Raw genomic sequence first — 21,970 nt, 5'->3', positions numbered from 1 at the left:
GGACGCCATCCATGAAGCTCCGCACTCTCGTCGTCCCCGTCGCGCTCGCCGCCGCCGTCGTCGTGCTCGCCGGGTGCAGCGACGCCGCACCCGAGCCCGCGGTGACGGTGATGGTCACCGACATGTCGTACCAGCCCGCCGACATCACGGTGAAGCCCGGCGACACGGTCGAGTGGGTCTTCGACGACGGCGGCATGCCGCACGACGTCGCGGGCGACGGTCCGCTGGAGGGCGTGCTGCAGAGCGAGCTGCTCACCGAGGGCAGCTACACCTACACCTTCGACGAGGCGGGCGAGTTCGGCTACCACTGCACGCCGCACCCCATGATGGTCGGCACCGTCACCGTCGAGGGATGACGGTGCGTCGCGTGGCCGCCCTGACCCTGCTGCTCGCGCCGGCCGTGCTGGCCGGCTGCGCGGGCGCGGTCGTCGAGGTCGGCATCCGCGACCTGCGGTTCACGCCCCAGGAGGTGACCGTCAGGGTCGGCGACACCGTGCGGTGGCGGTTCGACGACGAGGGCCTCTACCACCACGTCGAGGCCGACGACGCCTCGTTCGACAGCGACATCGTCGGGGAGGGCACGTACGACGTCACCTTCACCGAGCCGGGCACGTATCCGTACGCGTGCTCCGTGCACCCCTATATGACCGGGACCGTCGTCGTCTCGGAATGATCCCGCCGCGGCTCCGACCGCGGCCCCGTGAATGGAGGAATCCCATGACAACGATCGACGCACCGCTGCGGGAGAGCCTGTCGCACCCCGTGCTGGACGCCGACCTGCCCCAGCTCCGCCCGACCGTCGCCGAGGCGGTGCCCGGCCGGGCGCGCGCCCTGCTGCCCGTGAGCGCCGCCGTCGTCGGCGCGGGCGCCGCCCTGGTCGCCGCACCCGCGGCATCCACCGCCATGACCGCCGCGGTCGTCGGCGCGGGCCTGCTCACCGCGATCGCGGCGAACTGGTCGACGTGCGGCATGTCGGTCGCGGGCGTCGTCGCGGCGCCCAAGCAGCCCGACCGCCCGGGCTCGTCGACGCCGGCCCGCCGCCTGGCCTGGCACGCCTTCGGGTCGATCCTCACGGGCGCGCCCACCGGCGCGATCCTCGGCGCGCTCGGCCTGCTCGTCGGCGGGGTCGTCGGCGTCGGCTGGGCGCTCGGCATCTGGGCCGTCGCCGCGCTGCTCTACGGGCTGCACGAGCTCGGCGCGCTGCGCATGCCCACGCCGATGCGGCGCCGGCAGCTGCCGCGGCACCTGCGCCGCACGATGGCGCCGAACCGGGTGTCGTTCCTGTTCGGCACGATGATCGGCCCCGGCTTCGTCATCTTCATCCGCTCGAGCGCCTACTACCTGCTGGTGCTCGGGCTCGTGCTCGCGGGCGATCCCGTGCTGGGCGCCGTGCTGTTCACCGTCGTCTCGCTCGGCCGCTGCCTGCCGAGCCTCGCGGCGATCGTGCACACGCGCGCCGGCGGCACGATGCCGGGCTTCCTCTCGGCGATGTGCCTCGTCGACCGCCGCGTGCAGGCGATCACGGGCGCCGGCCTCGTGGGCCTCGCCGCCTTCGCCGCCGCGGCCCTCGCCGTCTGAGGCGCGCTGCCGTTCACAACTCAGGAAGAATGCCCCCGGTGCGGGCCGTGCGCGGCCGGCACCGGGGTTTCTTCCTGAGTCGTGCACGGGGTCGGGGGGGCGGATGCCTCACTCCAGCCCGTACACGTGCGTGCGCACCCAGCGGCCGGCGGTGCGGACCGCGCGGTCCATGGGGGTGCCGAGCGGGTTGTCGCTGATCATGTACGTCCACGTCGCCGAGGGGCGGCGCAGCGCGGTCGGCGCGGCCAGCAGCGCCGCGGCGCGCGCATAGGCCTCGTCGAAGAAGCCCGCGAAGGCGCGCAGCGCGATGCGGTGGAACTCGTCGGCCGGGTTCAGTCCGGCGAGGGCCTGCAGATGGATGCCGTCGCGCACGGCGCTCAGGTGCGCGAGATGCTCGCACCACTGCTCGTCGAGGCACCACAGCACGACGTCGCGCGCGGCGGCGGATGCAGGCATCCCGAGCCGAGCGCCGTCGACCTCCCCGCGCAGCACCTCGTCGCGGTGCGCGAGCACGGTGTCGCGCTGCCGCGCGATCGCGCGCGAGTACGCCCACGTGGCGCGATGCCGGTCGCGCCGGGCCCCCTCGGCGATGCGCTGCGCCTGGTCGACGACGCGCACCGCGGCGTCCGTGCGGGCGCCTGCCGTCCTGCGCCCCAACAGGGCACCGTGCCCCGCCGCGGCACCGTGCCCCGCCGCAGCGCCGTGCCCTGCCACGGCCGCGTGCAGCCGGGGCAGCAGGTGCGGCGGCGTGTGCGTCCGCACGAGCTCGTCGGTCGCGGCCACCAGCGTGAGCGTCTCGCCCGGATCGCCCTGCCGACCCGCGCGGCCGCGCAGCTGCGCGTCGAGGCGCTGCGACGGATAGCGTCCCACCGCGATCACGGCCAGGCCCCCGGCATCCGCCGCCGCGTCGCGGGCGGCCTCGTCGGGACCGCCGAGCCGGATGTCGGTGCCCCGGCCCGACAGCTGCGTCGAGATCGTGACGGCGCCCGGCTCGCCCGCACGGGCGATCACCGCCGCCTCCTGCGCGTCGTTGCGGGCGTTGAGCACGCGCGCCGAGACGCCCGCCTCCGCGAGCACGGCGCCCAGCCGCTCCGACTCGGCGACGCTCTGCGTGCCCACGAGCACGGGGCGGCCCGCCTCGTGCCGCGCCCGCACGGCCTCGACGACCGCGCGCTCGCGGCTTCCGGCATCCGGGAACACCCGATCCGGGTGGTCCACGCGCCGGTTCGGCAGCCGCCGCTCGATGCGCCCGGCGGGCAGCTCGTAGAACTCCGCGAGCTCCGCGGCGACCGCCAGCACCGTGCCGCTCATGCCCGACAGCGTCGCGTAGCGGCGCAGCAGGTCGTGCACCGTGAGCGTGTCGAGCACCCGACCCGGTGACGACACCGCGACGCCCTCCTTCGCCTCGACGGCGGCGTGCAGGCCGTCGGGCCAGCGCTGCAGGTGCGCGACGCGGCCGCGCGCCGTGTTGATCAGCCGGATGCCGTCGTCGTCCACGAGATAGTCCACGTCGCGCGCGACGAGCACGTGCGCGTGCAGCGCGAGGTTGACGCGCGTGAGCAGCGGCGCGTGCGCCTCGTCGAAGAGGTTCACGCCGCCGAGCCGGCGCTCCAGCAGATCGAGCCCCGCATCGGTGAGCGAGACGGTCGCGCGATCGTCGTCGACGGCGAAGTGCACGCCGGCATCCAGTGCGCGCACGAGCGCGTCGGCGTCGGTGACGTCGTCGGCCTCGTCGTCCGACGAGCCCGCGAGCACGAGGGGCGACATCGCCTCGTCGATCATGACGGCGTCGGCCTCGTCGACGATCGCGGCGTCGAGCACGGGGCGCACGGCGTCGGCTGCTCCGGTGACGAAGCGGTCGCGCAGCACGTCGTAGCCGACCTCGCTGACGGGCGCGTAGACGACGTCGGCGAGGTAGGCGCGACGACGGTCGTCCGCCGACGTGCGCTGGCCGATCCAGGCAGGGGTGAGCCCCAGCAGTGCGAAGAGCGGACCCATCCAGGTCGCGTCGCGCTCGGCGAGATAGTCGTTCACCGAGAGCACGTGCACGCGGCGGCCGGCGAGCGCGAGGCCCGCCGCCGCGAGGGCGCCCGCGAGCGTCTTGCCCTCGCCCGTGTCGAGCTCGACGGCGTGACCGCTCACCAGGGCGGATGCCGCGGCGAGCTGCCCGTCGAACGGGCGCTGCCCGATCGCGCGGGTCGCGGCCTCGCGCAGCAGGGCGAGCAGCTCGGGGGAGCCGGGCGCGGTCCGCGCGGCGGCCCGCGCGGCGGCGGCGAGATCGGCGTCGTCCCGCGCCGCGGCACGGTCGGCGTGGGCGGCCGCGGCGGCGGCATCCCTCTCGAAGCGGCGCAGCGACGACGTGCCCGGCGCGTTCGCGACCCGGGCCAGCCACCGTCTCATGCCGCCCATCCAAGCACGTGCGGCCTGTGTTTCCGGGGCATGTGCCGTTCACGACTCAGGAAGAACGGGCCGGATGCGGGGCGTGAGCGGCCGGGCCGGGCATTCTTCCTGAATCGTGAACAGCAGCAGCCGGGTCTGGCACGTGCCGCGCGGTCACCCGCGCCGCACGGCCGACAGCAGGGGACGGGTGGATGCCAGGGCCGCGAGCACGAGGCCGAAGCCCGCCACGAACGTGAGGGCGACGATCGCGATCGGCAGCGGCGCGACGAGCACCGAGAACCCGACGATGGGGAAGGCGAGCACGGCGCCGACGGCCGCGCCGCCCACGGCGGCCCAGCGCAGCGGCACGGTCACGGTCATCCGGCGCGCGCGCCGCACCTCTGCCTCGGGCACGCCGAGGCGGTCGAGCGCGACGATGAGGTCGCGGTCCTCGAGCACGGACGCCGCCTGCGTCACCCCGACGGAGCATGCGAGCAGCACGAACCCGGCGCCGAGGGTCACGAGCACGCCCGTGCGGATGTCGGCGAAGATCGTGCCCGCCTCGTCGCCCGCCAGGTCGGCGATGCTCGCGCCCGCGCCGCCGACCACGGCCGTGAAGGCGATCGCCGCGATGCCCGACACCCGCCGCCACGCCGTCGCCGCGTTCGCGGCGAGCTCGCGGCCCGCGATGAGCTTCGCGGGCGTGTCGGCGCGCCGGGCGATGCGCCGGCCCCGCGCCGCGACGAGGGGCGCGCCGATGAGGTTGATCACGAGCATCGCGGCCGCGAACAGGCCCAGCAGGATGCCGGGCCCGAGCAGCTGCATGAGCGCGGACGGGTTCGCCACGAGCAGCGCCACGACGGCCAGCAGCACGGCGCCGACGACGATCAGCGCGAGCCGTCGCGGGGGAGCGTCGGTGCGGCGCCGCACGCCCAGCGGGGTGAGGCGCACGCGACGCAGCCCCACGGCCGCGCTCGCCGTCGCGAGCAGCGTGACGGCGCCGACGGCGAGGGCGACGAGCGGCCAGCCGGCCCACACGGCGTCGACGCCCACGGGTCCGCCGAAGAACGGCAGCAGCCCGACGAGGGGCAGCACGAGGCCGTAGAGGCCGACGCCCGCGATCGCGCCCGCCAGGGCGGTCGCCGACGCCTCGATGACCGTCATCGTCGAGACCTCGGCGCTCGTCGCGCCGAGCAGCCGCAGTGTGGCCAGCCGGTCGCCGCGGCGCCGGCTCGACAGGCGCGCCGCCGCGGCGCCGAGGGTCGCGACGGGCACCGCGAGCAGCGTGAGGGCGAGCAGGCTCAGCCACACGTACAGCTCGCCGAACTCGCCGCTCGCGGTCGTGAGGAACATGCGCGTGCCGCCCGCGACGACGAGCAGCAGCGCCGTCGTGACGGCGAAGGCGACGACGGGCAGCACGATCGCGGCGCGCCCCTGCCGCGAGGGGCGCGCGAGCAGCGCCGTGAGCGTCAGCACGCGATGCACGGGAGACACGGATGCCGCGGTCGCGGCCGGCGGCACGGGCAGCGCCACCGCGGTCATCGCCGGGCCTCCGCCGCGGCGGGGACGCCGGCGGCGGCGGGTGCGCCGAGAGCAGCGTGCGCGGCTGGGATGCCGGGTGCGCCGGGTGTGCTGGGTGCGCTGGGTGCGCTGGCTGTGCCGGGGACGCCGGGTGCGGCGGGTGTGCCGAGAGCAGCGTGCGCGCCGGCTGTGCCGGGGATGCCGGGTGTACCGGGTGCGCTGACTGCTCCGGGGATGCCGGGCGCGTGGATGCGGCCGTCGCGCATATGCAGCACGCGGTGGCAGCGCCGGGCGACCTCGGGGTCGTGGGTCACGACGACGAGGCTGCGCCCCTGGCCGATCGTGGCCTGCAGCAGGGCGCTCATCACCTCGTCGCCCGTCGCGGTGTCGAGGGCCCCCGTGGGCTCGTCGGCGAACACGACCGGCGCGCCGGTCACCTGCGCGCGGGCGATCGCCACGCGCTGCGCCTGGCCGCCCGACAGCTGGCCGATGCGGCGCTGCTCCATGCCGGCCAGTCCCAGCGCGGCGAGCCAGCCGGCGGCGTGCGCCTCGGCCTGGGCCCGCGGCATCCCCGTGACGAGCAGCGGCAGCGCCGCGTTCTCGACCGCGGTCAGCTCGGGCAGCAGCAGGTGGTCCTGGAACACGAAGCCCACGAGCGTGCGGCGCACCGCCGACCGCTCGTTCTCGTTCAGCCCGACGAGCTCGAGGGGCTCCGCGCCGGGGCGGGCGAGGCGCACCGATCCGGCGTCGGGGGCGATGACGGCGGCCAGGCAGTGCAGCAGCGTCGTCTTGCCCGAGCCCGAGGCGCCCATGATCGCGACGGCCTCGCCCGGGGCGATCGTCACGTCGACGTCCGCGAGGGCGAGGAGGTCTCCGTAGGTCTTGGTCAGGCCGGTGGCGGCCACGGCGGGAGTATGCATGCCTCCAGCCTCGCCGCCGGGTCGCGCTGCGTCGTCGCCCGCCGGGTGTATCCCGATACGCCGCGAGGATGACCTTCCCGCATCCCCTCCCCGCGAGGGTGCCGGTTGTTCCCGCGAGGGTGCTTTCGCTCAGCTGGCGAAAGCACCCTCGACGAGACAACAGGCACCCTCGGTGAGATAACCAGCACCCTCGCGAGGGGGTCGGGCGGGGCGTCTACGGGCAGCCGGGTCCGCGGGGGTCTTCGATGCAGGTGTACTGCACGAGGGTGGCGGACACGGCGAGAGGAGCGCGGCCACGGCGGGCATGATCCGCCGCCCCCCGATGCCTATCCCGGCGCGCCGGCCGGGTGATCCCAGATCTCCGAGTAGTCCGGCCGGCGCACGTCCCACCACAGCACGACCGATCGCGTCTCGATGCGGAACGTCCGCGATCCGTCGGGCGCGATCGTGGTGAAGCGATCCGCGTTCGCGCGAAAGGCGGCCTCCGCCGCGGGTCCCGCTGCCATCGGCCGCAGGTCGCGCAGGTAGTCGTACTGCTCCTCGGCGCTCGCGAACGTGCGGGCGAAGCCGTCGGGGACGATCGCCACGTTCGGCTCGTAGCCCAGGTCGTACGCGACGTTGAACGACACGTTGTACGACAGGGCGCGGACGGCGCGATGACCGGGAGCGGCGCCGAGCCGCTGCTCCTGCGCGCCGGCGAACAGCCGATCGAGGATCGGCGGGATGCTGGGGGCGTTCGCCCACAGGACGATCGCCACGCGCTTGCGGGCGAACCCCGACAGCCGCTCCAGGTCGTCCAGGGCGGCCGTGCGGGAGCAGACGACGACGTCGTGACGGTCGACGTTGCCGCCCGCGACGGCGTCGTGCCAGTCCAGCGGCAGCGTGGTCACGTTGCCGACGCCGGCGGCCTCGCAGGCGGCGGCGCAGCCCGCGAGCATCTTCGGGGAGCTGTCCATCGCCGTCACCGACGCCGCACGGCGGGCCATCGGCACCGTGAGCCGGCCGGGCCCGCATCCGATGTCGAGCACCGTGTCCGTCGCACGGCACGGGATCGCCGCGACCTGGTGCGGCGTGTAGTCGCGCTCGAGCTCGGCCATCTTGGCGTACATGACGGCGTGCTCGTCCCAGCGCACGCCGCTCCCCGGCCCGCCCGCGGGCGGCACGTACCGCAGGTTCTGGAACTGCGCCCAGTTGATCAGCACGCTCACTCGCTCCCGGCGAGCACCGCCGCGGTCTGCTCGTCGCTGAGCTCGTATCCGTAGAACCGCTCGTAGAAGGCCTGCGTGACCTCGGCCAGCGACAGGTCGGCGAAGGCCTCGGGGTGCAGGATCGTGCCGAGGAAGACCGGCATGAGCACGCCCTCGGCGGAGCGGACCGACCAGGGGTAGGTGCCCGAGGGCTCCGTGAACACGGCGCCGTTCTGCACGGCCGGCACGCTCGCGAGCGCGGGGTCGGCGACGATCTGCTCGCGCGCCGCGCGGCCCATCGTGAAGATCACCTCGGGCGCCCACGCCAGGATCTGCTCCGCCCCGACGGTGCCGTCGGGCGAGTCGACGTCGGCCGACACCACGTCGCCGCCCGCCGACGCGGCGTACGCGGAGGAGATGTCGTTGCCTCCGACGGTGCGGTATCCGTCGCCGCCGACGCGCAGGTTCAGGACCTTGACGGGCTCCGCCCCGGCGACACGGTCCTCGACGTCGGCGATCGTCTCCGCGTAGAAATCGGTGAAGGCGGATGCCCGGGCGGGGCCGTTGTCGCCGACGATGTCTCCGATCAGCTCGATCGCCGTCATCATCTCGTCGGGCGTGCCGAACCTGTCGATCGTGATGACCACGATGCCCGCGGCCTCCAGCTGCGCGGTCACCTCCTCGGTGACGTTCGGGCCGTAGACCACCTGTGCGCCGGAGGCGATGATCTCTTCGACGTTCGCCGTGTCGTGTCCGTCGGGGTTCGCCTGCGGCCACACCTCGTGGAACAGGCCCTCGCCGAGCGACGGGATCGTGGCCACGATCTTGTCGGCGGCGCCGACGACCGCCGTGATGTGGCCGAACGCGCCGATCGTGGGGGCGACGCGCTGCACGTCGGCGGGGATCTCGATCCGTGTGCCGTACTGGTCGGTGACGGTGCGGGTCGCCGACGTGCCCGAGGCCGGCGCCGAGCTGCTCGGCGCCGAGGTCTCGGACGTCGTCGCCTCGGGAGCGGCGGTGGAGCAACCGGCCAGGAGCAGGAGCGGCAGCGCGAGGGCGGCGGACAGACGCAGGGAGCGGGTTCTCATGGGGTTCCTTCGGGGTCGGGCCGGGCGGCCATGGTGGGGAGGAGGGGGTAGCAGTAGCTGATGCGGCGATCGTGCGGCGACGGCACGACGCGCACGTCGACGCCGTACGCGTCGCTCAGCCGCTCGGACGTGAGCACGTCGCGGGCCGGCCCGCGCTGCATCCGGGAGGGGCCCGTGAGCAGCACGACCTCCGCATCGCACAGGAAGGCGTGGTCGGGCGCATGCGTCGTCATCACGACGCCGATCCCCGCCTCCGCCAGTCGCACGACCTGGTCGAGCACGCGCACCTGGTTGCCGAAGTCGAGGCTGGCCGTCGGCTCGTCGAGCATGATGAACGCGGGCTCCTGCGCGAGCGCCCGCGCGATCATGACCATCTGCCGCTCGCCGCCCGACAGCGAGGTGAAGCGCCGGCCGGCGAGACGCGTCACGCCCAGCGCATCGAGCGCGGAGAGCGCCGCGTCGCGGTCGGTCCGGCCGGGCGCGCCGAATCGCGGAAGCCGCGCCGTCCGTCCCATCAGCACGACGTCGAGCGCCGTGAAGGCGAACGGCGTCTGCTGGCTCTGCGGCACGTAGCCGATCAGGCGTGCGATCTCGGGCCGCGACAGCGCGGCGAGGTCGCGGTCGGCGACGAGCACGCGACCGCTCAGCGCGGGCTGCAGGGCGAGCATCGTCTTGAACAGCGTCGTCTTGCCGACGCCGTTCGGGCCGAGCAGGCACACGACCTTGCCGGCGTGCACGGTGAGGTCGACGTCGCGGACGACCGCGCGCGATCCGTAGCCGCCCGTGAGCGCCTCGACGCGCAGGGTCATGCCGACCACGAGCGCTGCCCCTTGAACAACAGGTAGAGGAACACGGGGGCGCCGATGAGCGCCGTGACGATGCTGAGCGGGATCTCGCCCGCCGTCGTGGCGCGCGCGACGTTGTCGACGCCGAGCATGAAGCAGCTGCCAACGACCATCGAGCAGGGCATCAGGATGAGGTGGTTGGGCCCGACCAGGAACCGGCAGATGTGCGGGATCACCAGTCCCACCCAGCCGATGACGCCGCAGAGCGCGACCGTCGTCGCGGTCAGCAGGGTGGCCGCGACGATGACGACGAGGCGCACGCGACCGGTGTCGACGCCGAGGGCCTGCGCCTCCTCCTCGCCGAAAGCCATGACGTTCAGCTGCCAGCGCAGCAGGAGCAGCGGCACGGCGCCGATCACGAAGACCGCGCACATCAGCGCGAGGTTCGTCAGGCTGCTGCTGCGCGCGAAGCTGCCCATGAGCCAGAACGTGATCTCGGGGAGCTTGGTCTCGGGCGGAGCGAGGTACTTCGTGAGCGACGTCGCGGCCGAAGCGAGCGACGAGATCACGATGCCCGCCAGCACCATGATGAGAAGCCCGCCGCCGTTCGTCCGCGTGACGGTGGTGCTGATGCCGACGACCAGCAGCACCGCCGCGAGCCCCGACGCGAACGACAGCAGCTGGATCATGGGGCCCGACAGCGACAGCAGGATGCCGATGCACGCGCCGACGCTGGCTCCCGAGGCGACGCCGAGCAGATCGGGCGAGACCATGGGATTGCGGAAGAGGCCCTGGAAGGCGACGCCGGCCGCCGACAGCGCCGCACCGGCGACGATGGCGAGCCCGATGCGCGGCAGCCGCACGCTGAACAGCACGGCCGCGGCCTGGTCACTCGCCGGAAGGGTGCCGTTCAGCGCTCGTGCGACGACGCCGAGGATCTCGGCGGGGGACAGCCCGTAGCGGCCGATCTGGAGCGACAGCGCGGTGATGACCACAAGGAGGATCAGCAGCCCGAGCACGACCGCCGCGCGGCGGGGCGACGATGCGCTGACGGTCTCCGGGACGCGCGCCCTCACGAACGAGGCTCGTCATTTTGTCGCATATGCGGAAGTATATGGACCTTTTATCCGCAAATGCGAATCTATGCGCCCCGCCTCGGCACTCCGAGGCGAGGCGCACAGCTCAGTACCAGCCGACGGACTCGGAGTGGCCCCAGGCGCCGCAGGGGGTGCCGTAGCGGTCGGCGATGTAGCCGAGGCCCCACGCGATCTGGGTGGCCGCGTTGGTCTGCCAGTCGCTGCCGGCGCTCGCCATCTTGCTGCCGGGCAGCGCCTGCGGGATGCCGGTGGCACCGCTCGACGCGTTGTAGGCCTGGTAGTTCCAGCCCGACTCGCGCTGCCACAGCGCGTCGAGGCACTGGAACTGGTCGTCGCCCCAGCCGTACTGCGACGCGGCCATCGCGGCCGCCGTCGCACGGGCGCCGTCGGGGGAGTTGTCGCCCGACGCGGCGACGGGAGCGGACGAGGCCCACGACGCCGACGAGTCCGACGAGTCCCACGAGCCGCTCTCCGAGCGGGCGGCCTCGGCGGCCGCGGCCTCCGCGGCGGCGGCCTCTGCCGCGGCCTTCTCCTCGGCGAGGCGCTTCTCCTCGGCGAGGCGCTTCTCCTCCGCGATGCGCTTCTCCTCGGCGATGCGCGCGGCCTCGGCGGCGGCGAGCTCGGCCTCGCGCTGCGCGACGGCCCTGTTCAGCCGCTCGCGCACGTCGGCGATGCGCTCCTCGATGCGGGCGGCCTCGTCGAGCGTGCGCTGCGTGAACTCGTGCAGCAGCGGAGCGGGTACCGACGTCGTCGTGTCGAGCCAGCTCGCGTTCGCGGTGAGCGTCTCCAGGTCGATGCCGGTGTCGGCGAGCTTGAGCGCCGACGCGGTGACCTCGGCGCGCACGACGGCCGCGTCGGCCTTCGCCTGCTGCGCGCGGTCGAGGGCGGCCTCGGCGACGTCGTGCACGTCGGTGCTCGCGGCCGCGCCGGGCACGGCCGCGGGTGCGGCCGGCGTGAGCGGCATCGCGTGGGCGGCCTGCGCGCCTCCCGCGACGAGTCCGATGAGCAGCGCACCTCCCACGAGAGCGGTCAGCGAGCGGCGATGAGCGGGCGCGGTGGCGCGTTCGGGCATGGGTGTCCTTACGTTCGGGGAGCGCCGCCGGCTCGGGTGACGGGCGGCACAAGTCCCCCAGCCTGGGTGCCGTTTCTGGACGGTCTCCCGGCAAACCCTGGCAAAACCGTGTGAGCGGATGCCGTGACCGTGCGGCGGCATGTCCGTGCGATCGCCGCGGCGGCGCACGAGCGCGGGCGAGGACCGCGGGGCACACCCCTGTTCCTGGGAATCTGCTGAGGGTAGAGTCGCGCCAAGGCATCAGAACAGGAGCATCATCCATGTCCAGCAGTCCTGCCGCCGCGATCGTCGACGCTCTCGGTGGCCCCCAGAACATCGACAGCCTCTCCCATTGTGCGACGCGGCTGCGCTTCCAGCTCCGCGACGGCGGTGCCGTCGACGTCGCGACCGTCGAGGCCGTCCCCGGTGTGATGGGAGCGGTGCCGCAGGCCGGCGACCGCTTCCAGGTCGTCATCGGCGGCGCCGTGCAGACGGTGTACAACGAGATCCTCGCGCTGCCGTCGATGGCATCCCGCAGCAGCGCCGAGGAGTCGCCCGACGACATCAAGGCGCGCGAGCGCGCGAAGGGCGTGCGCGGCAAGGTCGCGTGGGTCGACTCGCTGTTCGAGTTCCTCTCCGACTCGTTCCGCCCCATCCTGGGCGCTCTGCTCGGCGCCTCGCTGTTCATCACGTTCATGGCGCTCATGGCGACCCTCGAGGTGATCCCGGCGTGGAACGCGCCCGGCGTGACGCTGCCGCCTTCGTGGCAGTTCGTGAACCTCATGTGGCAGTGCGTGTTCGTCTTCCTGCCGCTCATGGTCGCCTACAACGCGTCGGCCAAGCTCGGCGCCGACCCGTGGGTCGGCTTCGCCGTCATGGCCGTGGTCATGCTGCCGGGGTTCACGGCGCTCGCCGAGCAGGAGGGCGCGCAGAACATCGTCTTCCTCGGCTCCGACATCACGACGATCTCGATCTTCGGCATCCCGCTCACGGTCTTCAACTACAGCTCGCAGGTGTTCCCGCCCCTGCTCATGGCGGCCGTGCTCGGACCGCTCACGAAGGGCCTCAAGCGCGTCATCCCCGCGAACGTGCAACTCATCTTCGTGCCGTTCCTCGCGATGCTCATCATGATCCCGCTCACGGCGTTCCTGCTCGGGCCGATCGGCGTCTACGTCGGTGCCGCCCTCGCGAACGCGCTCAGCGCGATCAACTCGTTCTCGCCCGTGATCTTCGCGATCATCATTCCGCTGGCCTACCCGTTCATGGTGCCGCTGGGACTGCACTGGCCGATCAACGCGATCATGCTGCTCAACATCCAGACGCTCGGGTACGACTTCATCCAGGGCCCCATGGGCGCGTGGAACTTCGCGTGCTTCGGCGCCACGGCGGGCGTGCTCGTGCTCGCCTGGCGCACCAAGGAGGCGCAGATGCGGCAGACCGCGACGGGTGCGCTCGCGGCGGGCCTGCTCGGCGGCATCTCCGAGCCGTCGCTCTACGGCATCCATCTGCGCTACCGGCGCATCTACCCGCGCATGCTCGTCGGCTGCCTCACGGGCGGTCTCATCATGGGCATCGGCAGCCTCGTGCTCGGCCTGCCGCACGGCATCACGACCCAGGCGTTCGTCTTCACGTCGCTGCTGACGATCCCCGCGTTCGACCCGATCGGCCTCTACGCCCTCGGCGTGCTGGGCGCCTTCGTCGTGGCGATGCTGCTCGTGATCGCCTCCGGGTACAAGCCCAAGGAGGAGACCGCGGAGGCCGGGGAGCCCGCGATCGTCGCCGCAGCGCCCGAGACGGCGCCGGCGACGGCGGGCGCGGCCGTGGCATCCGCCGCCGGTGCCGCCGCCGCGCCGGCTGCCGTGGCGACGGCCGTGGCGACCGCGACGGCGGCCCCCGCCGACGTGGGCACCGTGACGCTGCCGTCGCCGCTCGACGGCACGGCCGTGGCGCTCTCCGACGTGCCCGACCCCGTGTTCGGCGGCGGCATCATGGGCCCCGGCGTCGCGATCGAGCCCACCGGGACGACGGTGTACGCGCCCGGCGAGGGCGTCGTCGTGGCGGCGCAGCCGACGGGCCACGCCTTCGGCCTGCAGCTCGACAACGGCGCCGAGGTGCTCATCCACGTCGGCATCGACACCGTCAACCTCAAGGGTGAGGGCTTCGAGGTCTTCGTGAAGAACGGCGACCGGGTCTCGGCCGGCACGCCGCTCGTGGCGTTCGACCCCGAGGTGATCCGGGCCGCGGGCTATCCGCTCATCACGCCCGTCATCGTGCTCAACGGCGACACGTTCGCGTCGGTCGAGCCCGCCGCGCTCGGCCCCGTGAGCGCGGGCGACCCGCTGCTGAACGTCACGCGCTGATCCCCGAGGGTGCCAGTTATTCCCGCGAGGGTGCTACTTGTTTCCGCGGGGGTGCTTTCGATGGCACCCTCGCGTGGATAACCGGCACCCTCGCGTGGATAGCTGGCACCCTCGCGAGGATAACTGGCACCCTCGCGAGGGAGTCGCGCGGGAGCGGGGGGAGGGAGGGGGTCAGGCGCGCTGGGCGAGCACGGCGTTCCAGAGGGCGTCGGCGACGGCGCGCTTGGACCCCTCGGCGCGCGCGACCTGCCGGTCGTCGCCGTCGAGCACGACGAGCGTGTTGTCGGGGCGCTCGAACGCCTCCTCCCAGCCGACGCGGTTGACGGCGAGCAGGTCGACGCCCTTGCGTGCGCGCTTGCGGCGGCCCCGCTCCAGCAGCTCCTGATCGTCGGCGGCCGTCTCGGCCGCGAAGCCGACGATCGTCTGCCCCGTGTGGCGCAGCGCGACGAGCTCGGAGAGGATGTCGGGGTTCTCGACGAGCCGCAGCGACAGCGCGCCGTCGCCCTCCTCCTTGCGCAGCTTGACGTCGGAGACGTCCTCGACGCGGTAGTCGGCGACGGCCGCGACCATCACCGCGACGTCGGCGTCGACCGCCGCGGCGTGCATCGCGTCGCGCAGCTGCAGCGCCGTCGACACGCGCGCCACCTCGATGCGCGGATGCCGGGACGCCTCGACGAGCACGCCGTCGTCGACGTGCCCGGCGACGAGCCGCACGCGGGCACCGCGGTCGGCGGCCGCGAGCGCGACCTCGGCGCCCTGCCGGCCGCTCGAGCGGTTGCCGATGAACCGCACGGGGTCGATGGGCTCGCGCGTGCCGCCCGTCGAGATCGCGACGGTGAGGCCGTGCAGGTCCTGCGGGGCGGATGCCGCGAGGGCCAGCGCCGCCGCGACGATGTCGTCCGGCTCCACCATGCGGCCCGGGCCGCTGTCGCCGCCCGTGAGCGGCCCGTCGGCGGGGCCGACGACGTGCACGCCGCGGGCGCGCAGCGTCTCGATGTTCGCGACCGTCGACGGGTGCTCCCACATGGCCGTGTGCATCGCGGGGGCGACGACGACGGGCGCGGTCGTGGCCAGCAGCGTCACGCCGAGCAGGTTGTCGGCGATGCCGCACGCCATCCGCGCGAGCGTGTTCGCCGTCGCGGGCGCGACGATCACGAGCTCCGCGCGCGCGCCGAGCGACACGTGGCGCACCTCGGCGACCTCGTCGTGCACGCTCGTCGTGACAGGATTGCGGCTGACGGCCTCCCACGTGGTCGTCCCGACGAAGCGCAGCGCGTCGTCGGTCGGCACGACGTGCACGTCGTGCCCGGCCGTCACGAGTGCGCGAACGAGATGAACCGTCTTGTACGCGGCGATGCCGCCCGTCACTCCGACGACGATGAACATGCTCCGATCCTCCCACGAGCGATCGGACGGAAAGGCCGCTCATGTGCACCGCGATCATCCACGTGCCCCCGGCGCCCGGGCAGCCGATCCGCCTGCTCGCCGTGCGCGACGAGGACCCCGCGCGCACGTGGCATCCGCTCGGCGCATGGTGGCCCGACACGCATCCGGGCGTCGTCGGCGTGCGCGATGGGCTCGCGGGCGGCGCGTGGCTCGCGGCATCCGACGCGCGGCGCCGGGTCGCGGTGATCCTCAACCGCGCGCCCGTCGACCTGCCGCCCGGGCCCGAGCCCGTCTCGCGCGGGCACATCGCCCTCGCCGCCGCCGAGGGGCGGGGCGTCGAGACGGCGCCCCGCGCGAACGGGTTCAACCTCGTCGAGGCGACGGCCGAGGGGGTGCGCGTGACGATGTGGGACGGCGGCGGGCTGCGGCGCGTGCAGCTCGACCCCGGCATCCACATGATCGCGCACGACGACGTCGACGACCCCGGCACGGCGCGCATCACGGCATGGCACGACGCGTTCGCCGACCCGGGCGAGGGACCGCGCTGGTGGGAGCGCTGGCTCGACGTGCTCGAGGACACGACGCGCGTCGGACCGCTCGACGACCGCGCCGTCGTGCGCGACAACCGGCCGCACGGCTACCCGACGCTGTCGCTGCTGGTGTGCGCCGCGACCGTCTCGAGCGAGGGCGCCGAGGTCGTCTACGGCGAGTTCGACGAGCCCGGCGTGTGGAACCGCGTCACCATGCGGCCGCCGCTCGTGCCGTAGCCCGGCCGCCGCTCGTGCCGTAGGCGTCGCCGCCGCGCCGGGCAGGCCTCCGCGACCGATATCCTCTGCCTGTGGCATGGCTCGCGGTGATCGGCGGACTCGCGCTGCTCCTCGTGGGCGCGGAGCTGGTGACGCGCTACGGCGCGCGGCTCGCGGGCGCCATGGGCATCTCGCCGGTCGTCATCGGACTGACGGTCGTCTCGATCGGCACGAGCGCGCCCGAGCTGGCCGTCGGCATCGACTCCGCGCTGAAGGATGCCGGATCGCTCATCGTCGGCAACATCGCCGGCACCAACATCGTCAACCTGCTGCTCATCCTGGGGCTCAGCGCCGCGATCCGCACGCTGCCGTTCGGCCTGCAGACGCTGCGGCTCGACCTGCCGATGATGGCGGGCGTCGCGCTGCTGCTGCTCGTCTTCACCGTCGACGGCGCCGTGGATCGCCTCGAGGGCATGGTGCTCCTGGGCATCGCGATCGGCTACACCTTCGCGGTGTTCCGGTTCGCCCGCAAGGAGAGCGCGGCGGTGCAGGCGGAGTTCGGCGCCGAGTTCGACCGGCCGCGGCGCGGCGTGTGGCCGCTCGTGCTCGCGGGCCTGCTGCTGGTCGGCGGCATCGTCGTGATCGTGCTGGGTGCGCAGTTCCTGGTCGACGGATCGGTCGACCTCGCGCGCCGGCTGGGCGTGTCGGAGGCGATCATCGGCCTCACGATCATCGCGATCGGCACGTCGGCGCCCGAGCTGGCGACCACGATCATCTCGACGTTCCGCGGCGACCGCGACATCGCCATCGGCAACCTCATCGGATCGAGCACCTACAACCTCACGCTCATCCTCGGCGTCACGGTGCTCGTCGCGCCGATCACGCTCGACGCCGAGCTCGTGCTCGTCGACATCCCGGTCATGATCGCCGCCACGTTCGTGACCGGCATGCTCATGATGAGCGGCCGCCGCGTCACCCGCGTCGAGGGCTCGATCATGGTCGCCCTGTACGCCGGCTACCTGGGCTATCTGCTGCTCAGCCGCGTGTAGTCCGCTGCATCCGCCCGCGTCATCGTACGAGCGCGGCATCCCTCGCCGCGCGAAAACAGGAGAAATCACGGGGACAGGACGATAAGGCAAGAATCGTCCTGTCCCCGTGATTTCTCCTGTATGCGTGATGGATGCCGGATGCCGGATGCCGGATGCCGGATGCCGGATGCCGGCGCCCCGCCTACCGCCGCTGCGCGCGGTAGTAGTCGAGCAGCGCGCGGGTCGAGGCGTCCTGCGCCTCCAGCGCCGCGGCGTCGCCCTCCAGGGCGGGTGCGATCTGCAGGGCGAGCTGCTTGCCGAGCTCGACGCCCCACTGGTCGAAGGAGTTGATGCCCCACACGGCGCCCTGCGTGAACGTGATGTGCTCGTAGAGCGCGATGAGCTCGCCGAGCACGCGTGGCGTGAGCGCGGGCGCGAAGATCGACGTCGTCGGCCGGTTGCCGGGGAAGGTGCGCGCCGCGACGAGGGCGCCCGTCGTGCCTTCGGCCTCGACCTCCTCGGCGGTCTTGCCGAAGGCGAGGGCCTTCGTCTGCGCGAGGAAGTTGGCGAGGAACAGCCCGTGCACGTCGCGCCCGTCGTCCTGCAGCGGGTACGCGGGGTTGACGAACGCGATGAAGTCGGCCGGGATGAGCCGCGTGCCCTGGTGGATGAGCTGGTAGAAGGCGTGCTGCCCGTTGGTGCCGGGCTCGCCCCAGAAGATCTCGCCCGTGTCGCTCGTGACCGGCGAGCCGTCCCAGCGCACGCGCTTGCCGTTGGACTCCATGGTGAGCTGCTGCAGGTAGGCGGCGAAGCGGCTGAGCTGCTGCGCATAGGGCAGCACGGCGTGCGACTGGGCGCCCAGGAAGTTCGTGTACCAGACGTTCAGCAGTCCCATCAGCACCGGCACGTTCTCGGCGAGGGGCGTGGATGCCACGTGCTCGTCGACCGCGTGGAAGCCGGCCAGCAGCTCGCGGAACGCCTCGGGCCCCAGCTCGATCATGAGCGACAGCCCGATCGCCGAGTCGACCGAGTAGCGGCCGCCGACCCAGTCCCAGAAGCCGAACGCGTTGGCGGTGTCGATGCCGAACGCGGCGACCCGGTCGAGCGCCGTCGAGACGGCCACGAAGTGGTGCGCCACGGCATCCGTCCTCTGCTCGTCGCTGCCGTCGATCGCCCCCGCGGCGGCGAGCCCCGCCCACAGCCAGTCGCGCGCGAGGCGGGCGTTGGTGAGCGTCTCCAGCGTCGTGAAGGTCTTCGACGCGACGATGAACAGCGTCGTCTCGGGGTCGAGGTCCTTCGTCTTGTGCGCGAGGTCGAAGGGGTCGATGTTCGAGACGAACCGGGCTTGTATGCCGGCGGTGGCATACGGCTCCAGCGCCGCGGAGATCATCGCGGGGCCCAGGTCGCTGCCGCCGATGCCGATGTTCACGACGTGCGTCACCCGCTTGCCGGTGATGCCGACCCACTCGCCCGCGCGCACGCGCTCGGCGAACGCCGTCATGGCCGCCAGCACCTGCTGCACGTCGCCGTCGACGTCCTGCCCGTCGACGACGAGCGACGGCTGGATGCCGGCCGGCCGGCGCAGCGCGGTGTGCAGCACGGCACGGTCCTCGCTGGTGTTGATGTGCTCGCCGGCGAGCATCGCGGCGAAGCGGTCGGCGACGCCGGTCTGCTCGGCGAGACGCACGAGCGAGGCGAGCACCTCGGTCGTGACGAGGTTCTTCGACAGGTCGACGCGCAGGTCGGCGAGGTCGAGCGTGAGCTGTTCGACGCGGCTGGGATCGGCGGCGAACCACCCGCGCAGGTCGGGGGTGAGGTGGGCGGCGTGGGCCGTGAGCTCGGCCCACGCGGGCGTGGTGGTGGCATCGATGGGAGTGGTCACGGCTCCACGCTAGCGTCCGACCCCGCGGCGGGGACAGACGCAGTTCGACCGCGGCGATCTGCGGGTGCCGGGACGGCACACCCGCAGATCGCCGCGGTCGAAGAGATGGGCGAGGAGATGGGCGACGGGATCAGCGCTCGGGGCGGAGCACCACGTGTCCGGCCGAGACCGAGACGTCGATGCGCGCGGAGGCGCTGGGCGAGGTGTTCAGCGTGTGGTCGAAGCCGCCCGCCGAGACGTCGGACGACACCGCATAGGTGCCGTTCGGCAGCACGAGCTCGACGCTGCCCGCGCTCAGGTCGATCGCGACGGCGTCGGGCTGCGTGCCCGTGATCCGCCCCTGCACCAGGCCGGCGCTCACCTCGACCTCGGCGGTCCGCACGTCGGCGAGCTCGAGGTCGAGCCGTCCCGCGCTGAGGTGCGCGTCGAGCTCGCGCGCCGTGCCCTCGACCGTGACGAGGCCCGCCGACATGTCGATGTCGAGCGATCCGTAGCGGCCCTCGGCCGTGATCTGGCCCGCGCTGAGCGAGAACTCGGCGTCCAGCGGGGTCTCGGCGTAGCGCTGGGGGAGGGTGAGCGCGGCGTGCTCGTTCTCGGCGCCGCCCCACAGCCGCCAGCCCGTCCACCAGCTGCGGTCCGTGCGCACCGTGAGGGTGTCGCCGTCGCGCGTGAGCCGCCAGTCGTCGGTGCCGGTGCCGCGCACGACGAGCGTCGCCTCCTCGACGTCGCCGTACGCGACGAGCATGTCGCCCGTCGAGAGGTCGACGTCGAGCGCCGCGATGCCGTCGGCGGATGCCGTGAGCGTGCGCTCGTCGCTCGACGCGACGCGCAGCGCCGAGAACACGCCGCTGACGATGGCGCCGGCGATGAGCACGCAGCCGACGACGATCGCGAGGATCGAGATGACGCGGGCGCTCTCGCGGCGCGGGGCGGGCGGCTGCGCTCCCGCGGGGGGCTGGGGGCCCACGGGGTGCTGGGGCGGGGGAGTGAGTGTCGTGCTCATCGGTTCGTTCCGTTCGTGGGAGGCGTGGGGGCGGTGTGCTCCTGCTGGGTGTGCTCCAGGTGCACGAGGGCGGCCAGCACGCGCCGGTTGCCGTGCTCGTCCTGCTCCAGGTCGAGCTTCTGGAACAGCGAGGTGATGTACTTCTCGACGCTGCCCTCGCTCACGAAGAGCGCCTGGGCGATCGCCTGGTTGCTCTTGCCCTCCGCGATGAGCGCCAGCACGGCGCGCTCGCGGTCGGTCAGGCGGGCGAGGCGCTCGTCGCGCGAGCGGCGCGTGAGCAGCTGCGCGACGACCTCGGGGTCGAGCACCGTCGCGCCCTCGCCGATGCGCCGCACCGAGTCGAGGAAGTCGCCGACGTCGGCCACGCGGTCCTTCAGCAGGTAGCCGAGCGCGGCGGGCTGGCCCGCGATGAGCTCGCTCGCGTAGCGCTCCTCGACGTACTGGCTCAGCACCAGCACGGGCAGCCGGGGGTCGGCCTGGCGCAGCGCGAGCGCCGCGCGGATGCCCTCGTCGGTGAACGTGGGCGGCAGCCGCACGTCGAGGATGCACAGGTCGGGCGAGGCGGAGGCCACGATCGTGCCGAGGTCGTGGGCGTCGGCGACGGCGGCGACCACGTCGTGGCCCGCGTCTTCGAGCACGCGCACGAGGCCCTCGCGCAGCAGCGTGGAGTCCTCGCAGATCAGGATGCGCACGGCACGCTCACCTCCAGCGACGTCGGCCCGCCGTTCGGGCTGTCGAGCCGCATGGCGCCGCCCGCGGCGGCGACGCGGCTCGCGATGCCGTCGAGCCCGCCGCCGGGCTGCATGTGCGCGCCGCCGATGCCGTCGTCCTCGATGCGCGCCCACAGCAGGGCGGCGCCGTCTTCGTCGCGGCGGCGCACGGTGACCCGTGCCGCGGTGCCGCGGGAGTGCTTGGCGGCGTTGGTGAGGGTCTCCGCGATCGCGAAGTAGACGGCGGCCTCGGCCGTGCGCGAGCAGCGGGCGTCGAGCCGCACGTCGAGGTGCACGGGGATGGGGGAGCGGGCCGCGAGGGCGGAGAGGGCGGCATCCAGTCCCCGGTCGTCGAGGACGGAGGCGTGGATGCCGCGGGCGAGCTGCCGCAGCTCCGTGATGGCCGCCTTGGTCGAGGTGTGCGCCTCGTCGACGAGCAGCCGCGCCGACCCGGGGTCGCTCTCGATCTTCTGCTGCGCGAGGCCCAGCGTCATCGCGATCGACACGAGCCGCGGCTGGACGCCGTCGTGCAGGTCGCGTTCGATGCGCGTGCGCTCGACCTCGCTCGCCCGCACGGCGCCCTCGCGCTGCACGCCCGCGGTGCGGGCCTGCTCGGCGAGCAGCGCCTCGCGCGAGGGGACCAGGATGGCGCGGGTGAGCACGGCGTGCAGCAGCGCGATGCCGACGACGAGCGCGGCGCCGAGGATGAGGCCGAGCGCCCCGACCGCGATCGCCCAGCCGGGCTCGACCCACAGGTCGGTGCGGAAGAGGTGCACGCGGGAGTCGGTCGTGAGCGGGGCGAACAGCAGGCCGATGCTCGAGATCATCCACGAGATGGTGGGCAGCAGCACGAGGCCCAGGGCGGTCGAGATCGCGGCGCTCGCGATGCCGCGCCACATCTGGCCGTCGATGAACTGCTGCCACAGGGTGCGCAGCCAGCCGCCGAAGCCGGGCCGGCCGCTGGAGCGCACGCGCAGCCGGGGAACGCCGAAGCCGTAGAGGCCCTCGACGCGCTCGTGCTCGAGCCAGGCGGTCGCCCACAGCGTGTAGAGGAAGGCGAGCAGGAACGGGATGCCGACGCCGAGGATGACGACGGTGCCGACCCCGACGCTCAGGAGCACGGACAGGATCGTGAACAGGGCCGTTCCGACGAGGCCGACGGCGGCGAGCTGGGCGAGCGCGCCCGCATGCTGGCGCAGCGGCGTGCGGACGGGAGGGGGTGCCGGTGAGGTCATGTCTCCACGGTAGG

19 protein-coding genes are annotated in these 21,970 nt (G+C 73.4%); 6 read left to right on the top strand and 13 right to left on the bottom strand.

Annotated elements, in window-relative coordinates:
* Nucleotides 1–11: 11 nt before the first annotated feature.
* The 3 genes from AOA12_RS17290 to AOA12_RS17280 are packed head-to-tail and all read left to right on the top strand — an operon-like array spanning nt 12 to nt 1,578.
* Nucleotides 12–356: a cupredoxin domain-containing protein gene (locus tag AOA12_RS17290; protein ID WP_054685609.1), complete on the top strand. Its 345-nt coding sequence runs from the start codon at nt 12–14 to the stop codon at nt 354–356.
* Nucleotides 353–673, top strand: a complete 321-nt coding sequence (locus AOA12_RS17285; RefSeq protein WP_054685602.1) for a cupredoxin domain-containing protein — start codon at nt 353–355, stop codon at nt 671–673. Before AOA12_RS17290 ends, AOA12_RS17285 begins: the two co-directional genes overlap by 4 nt.
* 44 nt (nt 674–717) lie before the next feature.
* Nucleotides 718–1,578, top strand: a complete 861-nt coding sequence (locus tag AOA12_RS17280) for a hypothetical protein (protein ID WP_054685598.1) — start codon at nt 718–720, stop codon at nt 1,576–1,578.
* A gap of 108 nt (nt 1,579–1,686) precedes the next feature.
* On the opposite strand, the gene secA2 is transcribed toward AOA12_RS17280, so the two are convergent.
* From secA2 to AOA12_RS23665, 8 genes are all read right to left on the bottom strand, one after another.
* A complete protein-coding gene (secA2, locus tag AOA12_RS17275) occupies nt 1,687–3,978 on the bottom strand; it encodes an accessory Sec system translocase SecA2 (RefSeq protein WP_054685595.1) in 2,292 nt (763 codons plus the stop codon).
* Between the two features lie 153 nt (nt 3,979–4,131).
* A complete protein-coding gene (locus AOA12_RS17270; RefSeq protein WP_054685591.1) occupies nt 4,132–5,499 on the bottom strand; it encodes an FtsX-like permease family protein in 1,368 nt (455 codons plus the stop codon).
* Complete coding sequence (locus AOA12_RS17265; protein WP_082406344.1) at nt 5,496–6,398, bottom strand: ATP-binding cassette domain-containing protein; 903 nt, start codon at nt 6,396–6,398, stop codon at nt 5,496–5,498. Before AOA12_RS17265 ends, AOA12_RS17270 begins: the two co-directional genes overlap by 4 nt.
* A gap of 326 nt (nt 6,399–6,724) precedes the next feature.
* A complete protein-coding gene (locus AOA12_RS17260; RefSeq protein WP_054685589.1) occupies nt 6,725–7,606 on the bottom strand; it encodes a class I SAM-dependent methyltransferase in 882 nt (293 codons plus the stop codon).
* Nucleotides 7,603–8,673, bottom strand: a complete 1,071-nt coding sequence (locus tag AOA12_RS17255) for an ABC transporter substrate-binding protein (protein ID WP_054685586.1) — start codon at nt 8,671–8,673, stop codon at nt 7,603–7,605. The genes AOA12_RS17260 and AOA12_RS17255 overlap by 4 nt, the downstream gene beginning before the upstream one ends.
* The gene (locus AOA12_RS17250) at nt 8,670–9,482 is read right to left on the bottom strand and encodes an ABC transporter ATP-binding protein (protein WP_054687175.1); all 813 of its coding nucleotides are present in this window, start codon (nt 9,480–9,482) and stop codon (nt 8,670–8,672) included. The genes AOA12_RS17255 and AOA12_RS17250 overlap by 4 nt, the downstream gene beginning before the upstream one ends.
* On the bottom strand, nt 9,479–10,534 hold the full coding sequence (locus AOA12_RS17245) for a FecCD family ABC transporter permease (protein ID WP_082406343.1): 1,056 nt from the start codon (nt 10,532–10,534) through the stop codon (nt 9,479–9,481). Before AOA12_RS17245 ends, AOA12_RS17250 begins: the two co-directional genes overlap by 4 nt.
* A gap of 106 nt (nt 10,535–10,640) precedes the next feature.
* Nucleotides 10,641–11,627 (bottom strand): lytic transglycosylase domain-containing protein, encoded by a 987-nt coding sequence (locus AOA12_RS23665; protein ID WP_054685583.1) that lies wholly within the window; start codon nt 11,625–11,627, stop codon nt 10,641–10,643.
* Between the two features lie 260 nt (nt 11,628–11,887).
* On the opposite strand from AOA12_RS23665, the gene AOA12_RS17235 reads away from it, so the two are divergent.
* Entirely contained in the window at nt 11,888–13,966 is a 2,079-nt protein-coding gene (locus AOA12_RS17235; protein ID WP_054685580.1) for a glucose PTS transporter subunit IIA, read from the top strand.
* A 171-nt stretch (nt 13,967–14,137) separates the two neighbouring features.
* Here the strand turns inward: AOA12_RS17235 and coaBC are convergent, their stop codons facing one another.
* A complete protein-coding gene (coaBC, locus tag AOA12_RS17230; protein ID WP_054685576.1) occupies nt 14,138–15,352 on the bottom strand; it encodes a bifunctional phosphopantothenoylcysteine decarboxylase/phosphopantothenate--cysteine ligase CoaBC in 1,215 nt (404 codons plus the stop codon).
* Between the two features lie 41 nt (nt 15,353–15,393).
* Between coaBC and AOA12_RS17225 the strand changes: the two genes are divergently transcribed.
* Together AOA12_RS17225 and AOA12_RS17220 are read left to right on the top strand one after the other, a co-directional pair.
* On the top strand, nt 15,394–16,119 hold the full coding sequence (locus AOA12_RS17225) for an NRDE family protein (protein WP_054685573.1): 726 nt from the start codon (nt 15,394–15,396) through the stop codon (nt 16,117–16,119).
* 71 nt (nt 16,120–16,190) lie between these two features.
* Nucleotides 16,191–17,147 carry a calcium/sodium antiporter gene (locus AOA12_RS17220; RefSeq protein ID WP_197280960.1) on the top strand — a complete coding sequence of 319 codons (957 nt, stop codon included), beginning with the start codon at nt 16,191–16,193 and terminating at the stop codon, nt 17,145–17,147.
* A gap of 181 nt (nt 17,148–17,328) precedes the next feature.
* On the opposite strand, the gene pgi is transcribed toward AOA12_RS17220, so the two are convergent.
* From pgi to AOA12_RS17200, 4 genes are all read right to left on the bottom strand, one after another.
* Nucleotides 17,329–19,008 carry a glucose-6-phosphate isomerase gene (pgi, locus tag AOA12_RS17215; protein ID WP_054685567.1) on the bottom strand — a complete coding sequence of 560 codons (1,680 nt, stop codon included), beginning with the start codon at nt 19,006–19,008 and terminating at the stop codon, nt 17,329–17,331.
* A gap of 130 nt (nt 19,009–19,138) precedes the next feature.
* Nucleotides 19,139–20,011, bottom strand: coding sequence for a DUF4097 family beta strand repeat-containing protein (locus AOA12_RS17210; protein WP_156366560.1), 873 nt, complete (start codon nt 20,009–20,011; stop codon nt 19,139–19,141).
* On the bottom strand, nt 20,008–20,703 hold the full coding sequence (locus tag AOA12_RS17205) for a response regulator transcription factor (protein ID WP_054685561.1): 696 nt from the start codon (nt 20,701–20,703) through the stop codon (nt 20,008–20,010). Before AOA12_RS17205 ends, AOA12_RS17210 begins: the two co-directional genes overlap by 4 nt.
* A complete protein-coding gene (locus tag AOA12_RS17200) occupies nt 20,691–21,956 on the bottom strand; it encodes a sensor histidine kinase (RefSeq protein WP_054685558.1) in 1,266 nt (421 codons plus the stop codon). The genes AOA12_RS17205 and AOA12_RS17200 overlap by 13 nt, the downstream gene beginning before the upstream one ends.
* Nucleotides 21,957–21,970 lie beyond the last annotated feature (14 nt).

This window comes from Microbacterium sp. No. 7 (assembly GCF_001314225.1).
Classification (GTDB): domain Bacteria; phylum Actinomycetota; class Actinomycetes; order Actinomycetales; family Microbacteriaceae; genus Microbacterium.
This window is presented reverse-complemented; position numbering and strand designations above follow the sequence as displayed.